The 14,063-nt window shown below is 68.1% G+C and carries 6 protein-coding genes; 1 reads left to right on the forward strand and 5 read right to left on the reverse strand.

Translation table 11 applies throughout. From position 1 onward, the window contains the following. Positions 1 to 2 precede the first annotated feature (2 nt). The 3 genes from ACU18_RS05480 to ACU18_RS05490 all read right to left on the reverse strand — a co-directional run bounded on the left by ACU18_RS05480 (position 3) and on the right by ACU18_RS05490 (position 4,389). Positions 3 to 959, reverse strand: a complete 957-nt coding sequence (locus ACU18_RS05480) for an ABC transporter permease (RefSeq protein ID WP_124091717.1) — start codon at positions 957 to 959, stop codon at positions 3 to 5. Positions 960 to 979: 20 nt separating this feature from the next. Beyond that, positions 980 to 2,620 (reverse strand): ABC transporter substrate-binding protein, encoded by a 1,641-nt coding sequence (locus ACU18_RS05485; RefSeq protein WP_050684521.1) that lies wholly within the window; start codon positions 2,618 to 2,620, stop codon positions 980 to 982. Between the two features lie 71 nt (positions 2,621 to 2,691). Further along, positions 2,692 to 4,389, reverse strand: a complete 1,698-nt coding sequence (locus ACU18_RS05490) for a sialidase family protein (protein WP_050684522.1) — start codon at positions 4,387 to 4,389, stop codon at positions 2,692 to 2,694. Between the two features lie 142 nt (positions 4,390 to 4,531). Between ACU18_RS05490 and ACU18_RS05495 the strand changes: the two genes are divergently transcribed. Then, positions 4,532 to 7,483, forward strand: a complete 2,952-nt coding sequence (locus ACU18_RS05495) for an exo-alpha-sialidase (RefSeq protein WP_050684523.1) — start codon at positions 4,532 to 4,534, stop codon at positions 7,481 to 7,483. Between the two features lie 64 nt (positions 7,484 to 7,547). On the opposite strand, the gene ACU18_RS05500 is transcribed toward ACU18_RS05495, so the two are convergent. Further along, complete coding sequence (locus ACU18_RS05500; RefSeq protein WP_050684537.1) at positions 7,548 to 9,524, reverse strand: serine/threonine-protein kinase; 1,977 nt, start codon at positions 9,522 to 9,524, stop codon at positions 7,548 to 7,550. Between the two features lie 99 nt (positions 9,525 to 9,623). Continuing rightward, positions 9,624 to 14,015 (reverse strand): FtsK/SpoIIIE domain-containing protein, encoded by a 4,392-nt coding sequence (locus tag ACU18_RS05505; protein ID WP_050684524.1) that lies wholly within the window; start codon positions 14,013 to 14,015, stop codon positions 9,624 to 9,626. Between the last annotated feature and the right edge of the window lie 48 nt (positions 14,016 to 14,063).

A 14,063-nucleotide genomic window follows, 5' to 3' on the forward strand; every position in this document is an offset into this window, starting at 1 on the left:
GGTCACACGGTCCTGATTCGGGGGTTGATGAGCAGGTAGAGAAGGTCCACGGCGATGTTCACCAGGACGAATGTGACGGAAATGGTGAGCACCACGCCCTGCACCAGGTTGACGTCCAGGTTGGTGATGCCGTTGAGGATCAGCTGACCCATGCCCGGCAGCGCGAAGATCATTTCGATCACGACGGCGCCGCCCAGCAGGTAGCCAACGCGCAGGCCCAGCACGGTTACCGGAGTCACCAGGGCGTTGCGCAGGACGTTCTTGGAGACCACTTCGCGGTACGGCACGCCGTTGCCGACGGCCGTCCGGACGTAGTCGCGGTCCAGTTCCTCCACCATCGAAGTGCGAACCACCCGGATGAGGGAAGCGGAGACCGGGATGCCCAGTGCCAGGGCCGGCAGGGCCATGGAGTTGAGCCAGCCGCCAAAGCCGGATTCGGGCGTCGCGATTCCACCGGACGGGAAGAGCGGGTTGCTGCCCAGGGCGAACCACTGGATCAGCAGGATACCCAGCCAGAACGACGGTGTTGCTACCGCCGCGATGGAGAAGACACGAACCACCTGGTCCTGCCACTTATCCCGGTACAGGGCGCCGATGATGCCGAAGACCAGCGAGACCACCACGGCGATGATGACGCCGAGGAAGGTCAGCTGCAGCGTCAGGGGAAACGCCGTGGCGATCATGCCGGCAACCGGTTTGGCCGGGGGAGTGGTGACGCCAAGGTCGAACTGCAGGAGCCTGCCCAGGAAACTGATGTACTGCAGGGGCAAAGGGTCGTTGAGCCCGTTGGACTCCCGGTACTGTTCCTTGGCCTCTTCGCTGGCACCTTCGCCCAGGGCACTGCTGGCCTGGTCGCCCGGTGCTGCCTGCAGGACCAGGAACACCAGCAGCGTGATGCCCAGGATCATGAGGGGCAACGCTGCGAGCCGTCTGCCCAGCAGTCGCAATATGGTGGTCAATGTCTTCTCCGTTGATCAGATCAGGATGTGCGGCCCACACCAACGAAGGAAACTCCGGTGGTGGGGAGGGGCGCGAAGCCGCTGAGCCTGGTGGAATCCCAGGCGCTGGGGAGCTGGCGGTGGAACATCGGGTAGAGGGGAACTTCCTCGGAAACCAGGTCAACGATCTGGCCGGTCAGTGCCTTGGCTTCCGACGACGACGCGCGGCCGGCTTTGGACATCAGGTCCACCAGGGCGGCGCGCTCCGGAGTGGTGGCCCAGAAGGCGCGGTTCTTCATCCACGTGTCACCGGCGTAGAACCAGCTGAGGAGCAGGTCAGCGTCGTTGCCGAAGACGGACGGATCGCCGGGGGCGGCAACCACTGTGTAGTCACCCTTTGCCACGCGGTCTGAATACAACGCACCGGACTGGAGGTTCTTCAAGGTGACCTTGACGCCGGGGATCTTGTTCCAGGACTCGAGCATCAGCGGAGCTACGTCCTTGACCCAGGCGGTGTCGGTGGTGAGGAGCTCGAACTCGAGGCTGGTGACGCCGGCCTCCTTGAGCAGGTCGGCCGCCTTCTGGGCGTCGTAGCCGTAGACGTTCTTGGCCTTGACGTAGTCCGGGTGGCCTTCCTGGAAGTACGACGATGCCGGCTTGGCGTTGCCGAACAGGGCCTTCTTGATGATGGCGTCCTTGTCCAGGCCGTAGTGCAGTGCCTGGCGCACTTTTTTGTTGTCGAACGGGGCAGCGGAGCAGTTGAACATCAGGAACATCAGGCCAAAGGACTGCACCGACTCCACGCTGGACTTGGCTTTCAGGCCATCAACGTCCAGGTAGGGGACGTCTTCAATGGCCTGCACGCGGCCTGACTGCATGGCGGTCACGCGGGCCGCGGCGTCGGAGAGCAGGAGCCAGGTCATGCCCTTGGCGAGTGCCGGCATGGGGCCGTTGTAGGCGCTGTTGGCTTCAAAGATGATCTTGTCGTCCTTGACGGCGGAGATCAGCTTGTAGGGGCCGGTGCCAACGGGGGCGGCGTCGAAAGCCTTCAGCTGGTCGGAGCCCACCGGGAAGTTGGTGAGTGCCTTGGGGACGATCTTCACCACGGAGATGCGGGGACCGAAGCCCGGGAAGCCGTACTTGAGGGTGAACTCCACGGTCTTGGCGTCGACCGCCTTGACCTCCTGGATAAAGGGAATGAACTGGGAGAACAGGGACTTGTTGGCCGGGTCCATCACGCGGGTGAAGGAAAAGACAACATCCTCTGTGGTGACAGGGGAGCCATTGTGGAACATGGCACCGTCGCGGAGAGTGACCCGGTAGGTGGTCTCGTTGACCATGGTGGGGTCCGACGCGGCGAGGGCGTTGTACGGCTTGCGTGTTGCCGGGTGGAGTTCCACCAGGCCTTCGAAGACGTGCAGGTTGGCCGCCATGGGTGTGGCGCCGGAGGAGGAGATCGGATCGAAGCCGGTGGACAGGGCGTAGGAGATGCCTGCCTCGATGGTGAGGTCCTTGTTGACGGCTGCCGTATTGGTGGCGGAGCCGGTGGTGGTGGCCGCGGGACCGCCGCAGGCTGCAACGGAGGTGGTGATGGCTGCTGCGATGCCCATAACACCGGAGATCTTGAGGAAATTGCGGCGGCTGGCGTCATTGACCAGCGGCAGGTGCTTGAGGGTGTTCATGAGGGCCTCACCATGTGAAAGGGTTTATCGGATGTAGGATGTCCGAGCTCGTAAGAAAACTGTAAGGGCCATCACAGGGGTTCGTCAAGGGGCGCCGGGTTTGCGCCCGGTTGCGGAGCCTGCAGCAGGCTGTCACTGTCCAGCAGGCGCTCGAGGATCTCACCGGTGCTGGTGTTGCAGACAAACTCCTTGCCTGTCCGGACATGTCCTGCTCCCACTGTGGCCGTCAGCACATAAGTGACAGTGGCCGTTCCCGCTGCCACGTCGGCTTCCGTGACGGTGTAGGTGGGGGTGAAAAAACGGGCTTCGTGGCCGGTCTTGAGGTCCGTGGGTTCGAAGGCGTCGGCGCCGGGCCCGTGGAGTGTTACCAGTGCTGCGGGTGCCGGGCCGTTGTTGCTGGCCCGCCCGGTGAAGGCGAAGATATCACCCGCTTTGTAGCCCGCGCTGATGGGGCCGTAATTCAGGTCCTGGGCTTCCCTGCTGCCGAGGATCTGCTGGGCGCCATATCCGTGGCCGATCTCTTTCCAGGTATGGGCGTCCCAGCCGGCATCGTTGGCCGGGAGTGCGTGCGACTCGCCAACGTCCTGCCAGTCTGCCGGCCTGCCCGGGGTAATGGAGCGCAGCTCCATCTCGAAGCCGAGGCTGCCGTTGCGTGGTTCCGGGGGCTCTGCTGGCGTTTGCCCGGCCAGCAGGTTTGCCGTTGGCACTGACGCAAAAACAATGTCGCGGTACCCCTGGCGCTCATACAGCACGCCAACACTGCCGTCCGGCAGCCGGCAGGCGGTGGAATAGGCGGAGCTGCCGGGGCACAGGACCAGCTTCCGGGGCCACGTCGCGCCGTTGTCCGTGGAGAGGCTGAGGGTGGTGTTCCGCCGGAGCAGGGTGTCGTTGTTGTTCGTGGCCAGCAGCCAGCCATCGGTTTCCTGCCTGGCATGCCCGGTCACCGCCGGCAACCCGTCGAACCGTGCCAGGGAACCGTTGTCGCTGGGGTCCGGGAGGTCCGGGACCGGAGCCAGATCGCTCCAGGAGGCCCCGCCGTCGTCCGAGTGCGCGGCGAGCCGGGCCGGAGTGGCCCGGGAGTGCAGGAGGAGGCGCCCATCGTGCAAAGCCACCACTTTGTTTTCGTTGGGATTGATCCCATTCGGCCCCGGTCCCAGAAGCGCCCCCAGGGTCCATGAGTCGCCATGGTCGTCGCTGTAGGCCGAGGCCGCCATGATCTGGCCGGTCACCAAAAGGACAAACTGCTGCACCAGGCGGCCGGTGAAGGGGCCGGTGTGGATCTGGATGCCTTGACCGGCGGCGGCGAAAAGGCCGGTGACGCCCGGGACTTTAAGTTGGTCGGTGATCCTGCGGTGCCGCCAGGTGCGGCCGTCATCGTCGGAGAAGCTGAGGTCGGCGTGCTGGACTGCATCGTCCGGCTCGAGTCCTTCCACCGCTTCGAAGAAGCCTGCGTGCGTACCGGCGGCGTGGAACATAAAGATCCGCCCGGTGTGGCTGTCCACCAGCAGGCTGGGGTCGCCGAATCCCTGCAGTCCGACGCCGGAACGGACCACCTGCTGGTCGGTCCAGGTCTGTCCGCTGTCGGAGCTGCGTCGCAGCAGCAGGTCGATCGGGTTGGGCAGGTCGTCGAGGTTGGGCCGACCGTCGTAGGCGGCCAGCAGGGTGCCGGTCCTCGTGACGGCCAAGGCGGGAATGCGGTACTGCCGGTAGCCGCCGACGCCACGGGTTGCCAGTACCTGCTCACGGATGGGTTGGAGATGGGATGTCATACCTTCATCCTAGGGACTGGGGTGCGGGGGCGGTAGGGGGCTAGCCAGGCGCTGACTTCCAACGTATGTTGTAGGACGTTGTATGTATGAGCTACAACACACGCCTTCCCGATCTCACCGTCGCAGACGAGAGGACCACGGTATGAAAAACCAAAGACCCGCACTTCGAGGCGCGGCGCGGACCCTCGGCGCCAGCGCCGCCGGGCTGGCGTTGCTGGCCGCCAGCGTCCTTCCAGCCAATGCCGCACCCATCCCTTCGCCCAACCCAGCCACCCCACCGGGCAGCTTCGCGGAACAGAACCTCGGCGCCGATCGCACGGCGGCCAACTTCTTCTACCGCATTCCGGCCCTGACGTACCTTGGCAACAACGTGGTCCTCGCAGCGTGGGACGGCCGGCCGGGCAGTGCCGCCGATGCTCCCAACGCCAACTCGATTGTGCAGCGCCGCAGCACGGACGGCGGCGCCACCTGGGGGCCGGTGCAGACCATCGCCGCAGGCCAGCCGGGCGATGCAAGCAGCCCGAAGTACGGTTACAGCGACCCCTCCTACATTTTCGATGCCGAGGCAGGCAAGGTCTTCGCTTTCTTCGTCTATTCCAAGGACCAGGGCTTCGGCGGGAGCCAGTTCGGCAACAGCGATGCTGACCGCAATGTCATCTCGTCAGCCGTGATCGAATCCGCTGATGGCGGCGTGACATGGAGCCAGCCGCGGCTCATCACCAACGTAACCAAGCCCGGCACCAGCAAAACGAGCCCCGTGGCGGGTGACGTCCGGTCCAACTTCGCATCCTCGGGTGAGGGCATCCAGCTCAAGTACGGTGCCCACAAGGGCCGGCTGATCCAGCAATACGCCGGCGACATCCGGCAGGCAGATGGCGGCAACAAAATCCAGGCCTACAGCGTCTACTCGGACGACCACGGCCTCACGTGGCAGAAGGGCGCCAACGTGGGCGACCGGATGGACGAAAACAAGACCGTGGAACTCTCCGATGGCCGCATCCTGCTGAACTCCCGCGACAATGCCAACCAGGGATACCGCAAGGTGGCGGTGTCCACTGACGGCGGCGCAACGTACGGGCCGGTCAGCCAGGACACGGAACTGCCGGACCCGGCCAACAACGGGTCCATCGCGAGGATGTTCCCTAACGCCGCGCAGGGTTCCGCGGACGCCAAAAAGCTCGTGTTCACCAACTCGAATTCCAGGACAGCCCGCGAAAACGTTTCGGTGCGGGTGTCCTGCGATGACGGTGCAACCTGGCCGGGCGTGCGGACCGTGCGTTCAGGATTCTCGGCTTACTCGACCATCAGCCGGTTGCAGGACGGCGCATTCGGCCTGCTCTACGAGGGCAACTACACGGACAACATGCAGTTCGCGTCCTTCAACGATGCCTGGCTGAACTACGCCTGCGCACCGCTGGCCGTCCCGGGCACTGCCGTGGCCGGTGGGGCAACCACCCAGGTGCCAGTCACCGTCACCAATCAAGAGGCGGCCACGCTGACCGGTGCAACGGCGACTGTCTACACGCCCGTCGGCTGGTCGGCAACCACCGTACCGGTCCCCGCCGTCGCGCCCGGAGCTTCGGCCACCGTCAACGTGGCACTGACCGCCCCGGCGGGCGCCAGCGGCGTGCAGAACCTCAACGCTGCGTTCACGACGGCGGATGGCCGGGTATCGCAGTCGACGTTTGCGGCCACGGCTCCCGTCAATGCCCAGGTGGGGCTGGCCATCAGCGGAACGGCTCCGGGCAGGGACGTGCAGGCCAATCCCTATGCCGTGGGGGAGACCATCACCTACACCCTGACGGTCAAAAGCACCTCCACTGTGACGGCGAACGCTGTGCCGGTGTCCGGGACGTTCGACTCGGGGTTCCTGCCGCCGTCAGCCCCCAACTGCCGGTACAACAACCTGGCAGCCGGGGCCTCCTATACGTGCGCCACGGCCAGGCACGTGGTCACGGCGGCAGACGTGGAGCGCGGCTACTTCGTCCCCACGGCGGGTTTTAATGTCACGGCCAGTGCCACCCCGTCGCTGACCCGGACGGTGTCCTTCGCGGGCGCCGCGATTGCCCTGCGCGACGGCCTGGTGAGCGCCGATATCAGGGGTGCCAGGGCCGACGTCGGGCGCGACCTGGCAACCCAGCCATACGCTGCGGGCAGCCAGGTGCCGTATTCGTTTGCGGTGTCCAACACCAGCCCGCTGGTGACCAAAGTGGTTCCCACGAGCGGTAACTTCGGCCCATTCCTGCCCGAAGGGGCCGGTAACTGCCGCTACTCCGTGCTGCCGGCCGGACAGTCGTACACCTGCGCCACGCCGCGCCACACGGTGACCGCCGCTGAGGCCGAACAAGGCTACTTCACGCCGGCCACGACCTGGGAGGTGTCTGCCGCAGGGCAGACGGCCAAAACTTACACGGTCGACGGCGGCGAGGTGGATCTGAAGGTCCGCGAGGCCAGGCTCGACGGCACGGTCACCGCGGCATGGGCAGATTCCGACGGCGACCGGTACGCCAGCGCCGGGGACCTTGTCACCTACACGTACACGGTGGGGAACGCGGGCAACGTGCCGCTGACCGGCCTGGCCGCAGATGCCGCGGGGATCACAACGGCGGCGCTCGCCGTTGGCGAATCCGTGTCTGCTGCCCGCGAATACCGCCTGACAGCCGCCGATGTGGCGGCAGGCACCCTGGCGCCGGTGTCCTTCGAGGCCACGGCGGACAACGGTTTGCAGCCTGCAGCACTAACGGTGACCGGAGAAGCGCTGGTGCTCAATCGTCAACCGGCTAAACCGGTTTCCGAGCCGGCTGCCGGGACGCTGAAGCTGGCAAGCGCTGCGTCGCCCATCGACCTGCAGATCGGGGCCAAGTACGCACCGGGGGAGAAAGTGGTGCTGCAGGGATTGGAGGACGGCCAGTGGTACTACGTGTACCTGAACAAGAAGGCAGACCGGATCGGCTGGCTGTTCCCCACCATGGCCAATACGCTGGAGTTCATCCTGCCCGCGGGCGTGGGCAATGGCCGCGACGACGTGGTGGTGCTTGATACGGCCGGCGCCGTGGTGGCCTTTGACCGGCTGCAGGTGACGCCGAAGGGCTGACCCGGCTGCTGCTTGTGCTGACCCGGGGTGGCCCGCAACGGGCCCACGCTCCGGCGCCTTCGTGTCAGTTGCCGGAGCTTTCGCGCGACGTGATGCCAAAAGCCTGTGACTGCAGGTCGGTGAAGTTGCCAACCGTGGCGCGCACAGTGCACTGGGGCGTGATCTGCAGGGCCGTTACGGTGAGGCCGGAGCTGTCCACTGCCAGTGCGCCGCCGCAGCCGTCGGAGAAACGCACCCCCTTCTCGCCGGCTGCCACGGCATCAAGCATCTGGGACGGGCGGCCCGACGCGGGGCTGACGTAGAGCGGGTTGAGTTCGTCGGCCCCGCCCGCCCACACGGGCACCACCGTGATGGTCAGGGGGCTGGGCGTCACCACACGGGCGGGGGTGCGGACCTCGACGCCCTGCAGCCGCTGGACGGGATAGGCGGTGCCTTTGACCGCAGGATCCGCGGTGGCGTCGCGGGTCCCCTCGGAGCCGCTGCGGAGCCACGCATCGAGCGCCTGCTGGTCCGCCGGAGCCACCGGCACCTTGGCGGTCACCTGCTTGGAGCCGCCGGCGGGAATGTCCAGTCCCGAGACCTTCCAGCCGCAGCTGACGTCCAGGCCCGTGATCGAGGCCTGGTTCCGGCTGACGGACCCGCCGTCCCAGGTGGCTGCCGGGCAGGTGCTGCTGCCGGCCAGGCCCGGAATGACCTCGAGGAAGTCGCCGGAAAGTGGCGCTTTCTGCGCCGCGTAGGAAACCGTCAGGCGGACCTCTCCGGTGGCGGGTTCGAAGGCTGCTGACCGTGAGATGGTCAGCCCGGTTGGCAGCGCCGGGTCCTGCAGCTGCGCCGACAGGGACTGGCCCGCGACGGCCGGCGCCGCCTCCTGCGCAGCCGGTGCCAGCACCACAAACCCCACCACCATGCCCACCAGCAGGACAGCAGCGCTTCCGCCGAGGATCAGCGCCTTTCGGGTGCGCCAGAACGGGGTGCCGGCCTCGGCTGCCGGTGCCTGCTCAGCGGGGGCCCGGACGTCCCGGCGGGGCATCGAGCGGACGATTGTGGCGCTGCCTGCCTCGCCGAGTTCGGGAACCTCACCTTCCACGGCCGGGGCGGCGGCAAACGCCGCCAGCTCGTCGTCGGTAAAGGCGCCGCGCACCACCGTGGCGGGACGTTCGACGTCGGCGAAGTCCTCGGGTGCGCCGGTGCGGTCCAGCGGGCTGGCGCCGGCAAGTCCCGGCGCCAGCCGCCGGAGGGTCGAGGCCGCCTCCCTGGCGGTGGGCCGCTGGGCCGGGTCCTTGGACAACAGGCTGTCCAGGACCTCCCAGACGGCGTCGGCCACCGGAATCCGCGGCGGGCGGGAGGAAACGTGGCGGTAGGCCACGCTGAAATCCGTCCCGGGCCCGGCAAACGGCGTGCGGCCAGCCAGGAGTTCGTACAGCAGGACCCCGGTGGAATACACGTCGCCGGCTGGGCCGGACCTGCCCTGGCTGATGAGCTCCGGCGGCATGTACTGGGGTGTGCCGATCAGGCCGGTGGTCTGCCGGATCCGCTCGCCCACAACATCGGAGATGCCGAAGTCGGAAACCCGGACATCGCCCTGTTCACGCTCGGCCCAGGGCCGGGCCAGGAGCACGTTGTCCGGTTTGATGTCGCGGTGGGTCACGCCGCGTGCATGCGCGGCGGCCAGGGCGTCGAAGATCTCGGCGGTGACGTTAAGGGCATCGGCGGGGCCAAGCGTTCCTGCCGCCTTCACGGCGTCCCGCAGCGAGCCGCCGGGGACGTAGTCCATCACGATGGCCAGCCGCTGGCCCTCCACCACCATGTCGCGCACGGTCACGATGTGCGGGTCCTGCAGGCCCAGCAGCACAGACCGTTCCCGGACAAACCGCTCCACCAGGGAGGGATCATCTGCATGCTCGGGGCGCAGGACCTTGGCGGCCAGTGTGCGGCCGTCCGCGGCGGTGATGGTCCAAACCTCGCCTACGGCACCTGAGCCCACCCGTTCGCCGAAGCGGTAGGAGGCCCCCAGTGCCTCACCCGTTTGTGCGAATTGCATTCCGTACTCCCCAACGCTGTCGATCCGGTTCCCCAGGGCCACCGTTCCGGCCACCCTGCCATCGTAGGCGCCGCCGCTGCATCGCCGGCGCCGCCCGTATCAGCCGTCGGCGCTCATGGACTGGATGAGCGCCATCTGGCCCCCTACGCTCAGGTAGCCGCGCCCGGCAGTCAACGCCACGGGAGCCTTCCGCGGCACCACCGCACCCAGCAACTCGCCGTCGTAATTGACGTCCGGCTGCAACAGGACGCCCAGCCGTGACTTGCGCACTGTTTTGGACCAGTGGCTGTACAGGCTGCGGAGGTCCGCCGCCCTGCCGGAGGCGATGATGCACAGGCCCGGCTGCCCGGAGGCCACCACCCCGGCGATGGACTGGTCGCCGTCGTCTAAGCGTTCGGCGTCGTCGATCAGCAGGAACACCGTTCCGCGTTCCAGCCGCAGGGAGGCCAGCAGCGCCGGCACCTCGTCGGCGCCCACCGCCACCCGGTCCAGGCCGGCGCCGGCGAGGGCCAGGGGTGAGCGCCGATCGCAGATGGCCCAGACCTGCGCGGGGCCGCGGGACGTTGGCTTGCCCCGGACGGCCCCGGCCAGGGCCAGCAGCAGCGTTGACTTCCCGGACCGTGCGGGGCCGGCCACCAGTGCGTGCTCACCTTCGTAGATCTCCAGGAACGCGGGGGACAGGTCCGCTTCCTGCAGTCCCACCGGCACCAGCCAGGGTTCTGCGTCGAGGCGGGGTTCCACGGCCAGTTCCTGCAGCGTGACGTTGGAGGGCAGGCGCCGGATGGCGGGTGCCTTGGCCGGTGCCTGCGCCCAGCCCTGCCGCACCTGCTCAACGGCCGCCGCCATCCCGATGCCGGGAGTGGCCACGTGCATCTGCAGCGCGGTGCGGGGGTCCACGCAGCGCCCGGGCAGCGGGGCCGGGATCTCCTTGCCGCGGACACCGAGTGAAGAGTAGTCGTACGTGTCAGCGAGGCGGAAGAGCCACTTTTGCAGGGTCACCTCGTTCATGGCTGAAGGCACGGCCTTGGCCCGGGTGGTGGACACCGCGAAGGAGAGGCCCAGCGCCGGTCCGTCGGCGTAGGCGCGGTACAACAGGGCCATCATCTGCTGGCCTTCGAAGTCCTGGAACTCGTCCCGAAGCGAGGCCAGTCCATCCAGCAGCACCACGGTGCGCCGGCCCCTGTCCGGGTTTGCGCGCCGGTTTTCCAGCTCGGTGTTCAGGTGCCGGAGGAAGCGGGCCTGCTGTTCCTTGGCGCCGGCGCCGGTCCCCACATAGGCCACCGTATGCGGCAGGTCCTTCAGCGGCTCAAGTTCGCGGGAGCCCATGTCCAGGATCATCAGGTCAAGGCTGGCGGGATCGGTGTCCTTGGCCAGGGCCAGGGCGATCGAAGCCAGCGTGGTGCTGGTGCCGGATCCGGCCACCCCCATCAGCATCAGGTTGCCCACGGACATGTCCCAGCCCGACGGCGACTGGCGCTGCAGGTCGGGTTCATCCACCACGGTGACCAGCACGGTGTTTCCCTGGACTGAACCCACCTGCGGCAGGGCGGCTGCCAACGGTTGCGCCGCCGTCGCTTCCGCCGCTGTCCCGTCCGCAACTGTCCCGTCCGGCGAGGGCCCGCCCGCCGAGGGCCCGCCCGATGCCGGTTCCGCGGAAGTGCCGGCATCCGGCCGGGCCAGGAAGCCTGCCAGTTCCACGCGTTCGCCCAGCGCTTCCGGCCACACCTGGCGCGGCGCCGCGTAGCCGGCCTCGGTGTTGGCCTGCACCACGGCATCGATCAGGAGGTCCAGGTCGTTCTCGTCAGAGGCGGCGGAGCGGGCCGGCGCTGCCGACGGGGCGGGAACGCCGAACCGGCGCACTTCCCGCACGTCCACTGCGGGTCCGCCGCCCACCAGCGCCTGCCCCGTCACCAGGGCCGTCTGCACGGGGGTGATGTCGTCCTGGCCCAGCTTCACGAAGGCCCGGCCCATCTGGGCGCGCCCGATCGCCGAGGCGGCCGGCACGCCGATCACGTTGTTGGAGTCCTCTCGGCTCTGGACCCGCAGCGCTACCCGGAGGTTGGTGTTGGCCAGGATGTCGTCGCTGACCACGCCTGCGGGGCGCTGCGTAGCAAGGATCATGTGCACACCCAGGGTGCGGCCCACGGCGCCCACACTGACCAGGGCCTTAAGCACGTCGGGGAAGTCCTTGGCGAGCATGGCGAACTCGTCAATCACCAGCAGCAGCCGGGGCATGGGCTCGGCTGGGTTGGTGGCGAGGTAGGCGGACAGGTTGTCGACGCCCTCTCCGGCTGCGGCGAACACCCGCTGGCGGCGTTCCATTTCGGCTTCCAGCGCACGCAGGGCGCGGTCGGCGAGCTGCTCATCCAGGTTGGAGATGGTGCCGATGGTGTGCGGGAGCCGTTCACAGGCCTTGAAGGCGGCCCCACCCTTGAAGTCGACCAGGATGAAGTTCAGCCGGGTGGGATCGTTGCGGGCGGCGAGGCCCGCCACCAGCGAGCGGAGGAACTCGGACTTGCCGGATCCGGTGGTGCCGCCCACCAGGCCGTGCGGGCCGTCCTTGACCAGGTCCAGGGTGAGGATCCCGTTCTCGCCGGTGCCGATCGGCGTCGAAATTCCGGTGGCCGCCTGCCAGAGCCGGCTGATGGTGGCAGCATCCGGGCGGTCGTAGTCCAGCAGTTCCGGAAGCCGGACCAGCGGGGGGAGGGAGGCGCCGGGAACGCTCAGTTCGGGGTCGTCGAAGTGCGCCACGCGCATGGCGCAGCTGAGCGCCTCCTCCTCGTCGAGGCCGGCCAGGATGACATCCTCCACCCGGGTCAGGTCCTCCGGCTGTTCCACCGTCGCCGCGGCGTCCGCACCCACCCGGATGATGGTGGTGCACGAGGCCGGCAGCTGCTCTTCGGACGTGGCGATGACAATGCCCGCCACCCGCGGAGGGCGCTGCTGCGGGTTGACGTAGCCGCCCGGGGCAGAGCGGCCCATGCCCAGCAGCGCCCGGGCGGGGGCGTCCCTGCCTTCGGTGAGGACTTCTGAGTCCAGCACCACCAGGAGCGCGGGAGTGGCCAGTTCCGCCACGCTGTCCTTCAACGAGCGCAGCATAGCAACGCCCGTCTCCCGGTGCGCTGACATCCACCGTTCGCCGGTGCTGCTGCCGGTCTGGCGGGTGTGGGGCAGCCACGAGGCCCATTCCCACTCGTCCGCGCGGCCGGCGTCGCAGAAGACGCCGATGGTCAGGTCCGCGGGGCCCACATGCACGGCCGCCTGGGCCACCAGGGAACGGGCCAGGGCCAGAGTGCCCTCACGCGGGCCCACCATGCCCACCACACCGGCGTCGGTCAGGTCCACCAGTACCGGTGCTGCCTGCAGCCGCGCTGCCGCCAGGGAGTCCTTGACCTCGCTGTCGAGGCGGGTGCTCGCGGAGCGGTCCAGTTCAGGCCGCCAGGGAACATCGCCGGTGCCGGCGTGCAGGGCCAGGAAGTCGTCGGCGTCCGCGCGGCGCTGCCACAGGGACGTGGCGGGCAGCGCCGGACGGCGTACCACGGTGGCCGGATCGGGGATCATCCGGTGGCGCCGGGCGGTTTCCTCCGCGGCGGCCTGCCGGATCTGTTCTTCGAATTCCTCGAGGGCGCCTGCGAAGCGGGCGTCCTCCTCCTTAAGGTTGCGGGCATAGCGGCGTTTTTGCTCGAACCACATGCCTACGGCCATGACCGGGCTGAGCATCGCGAACATGGCGAACCGCATGTCCCGCAGGATCAGCACCATCGCGGCCGCCATCACCAGCGGGGCCAGGACCGTGATGACACTGAACTTGCCGGCGGGCGGTACGTCTTTGCGGCTCGGCGGAACCAGCGGGTCTCCGGCGGGCGCGCGGCCGGGGCGGGGTGGCCGGTTAAACGGTGCCGTGGCGGCCGGTGTGAGGTTGTGCAGGCTGCCGGGCGCGGGAGCCGGTGGTTCCTCCAGTGCAGGGCGCAACAGGAGTACCGTCCCGCCGGCGGTGATGGTGGCTGTTCCCGTGACCAGGACGCCGGCTTCGCCCAAACGCTCCCCGTTCACCAGCGTCCCGTTGGTGGATCCGCCGTCGAGCACCCGCAACCCGTCGTCCTCCCGGCGCAGCCGGCAGTGGTCCCAGGAAGCGCTCTCGGTGGGCAGGGTCAGGTCCGCCTGCGGCGAACGGCCAATCAGCATCTCGCGGCCCTGGGGTACGTCAACCACTCCGCCGGTGCGCTGCCCGCCGGCCAGCGTCACGCTCCAGCCGGGCACCCGGTGCGGGACCTGCCAGGGCCTGCGGGAGATGCGGCTGCCTTCGAGGAGGACCAGTTCGGACACCGGAGTTGAACCGCGCACCTCCGCCTCGTTGACGTACACCGCCTCGTCCGGAGCCAGGTGGGGTCCGCCTGCGGCCGCCACGAGGTCTGTCAGTGTGGTGGCCGCTGCGGCGCGGGCCACCTCGCATTCAAAGCGGCGTTCGTCCAGGTCGATCAGCACACGCATCGGGGCGGTCCTTCCGTAGTCAGGTGGTGGCGGTCCGCGCCGGGCGGG

It is taken from the genome of Arthrobacter sp. ZBG10 (assembly GCF_001238605.1).
Classification (GTDB): Bacteria; Actinomycetota; Actinomycetes; order Actinomycetales; family Micrococcaceae; genus Arthrobacter.

Bases quoted from the DNA above. Each gene is read 5' to 3' on its own strand.
- ACU18_RS05485 (WP_050684521.1), bottom strand. From the start codon at position 2,620: ATGAACACCCTCAAGCACCTGCCGCTGGTCAATGACGCCAGCCGCCGC.
- ACU18_RS05500 (WP_050684537.1), bottom strand. From the start codon at position 9,524: ATGCAATTCGCACAAACGGGTGAGGCACTGGGGGCCTCCTACCGCTTC.
- ACU18_RS05490 (WP_050684522.1), bottom strand. From the start codon at position 4,389: ATGACATCCCATCTCCAACCCATCCGTGAGCAGGTACTGGCAACCCGT.
- ACU18_RS05505 (WP_050684524.1), bottom strand. From the start codon at position 14,015: ATGCGTGTGCTGATCGACCTGGACGAACGCCGCTTTGAATGCGAGGTG.
- ACU18_RS05495 (WP_050684523.1), top strand. From the start codon at position 4,532: ATGAAAAACCAAAGACCCGCACTTCGAGGCGCGGCGCGGACCCTCGGC.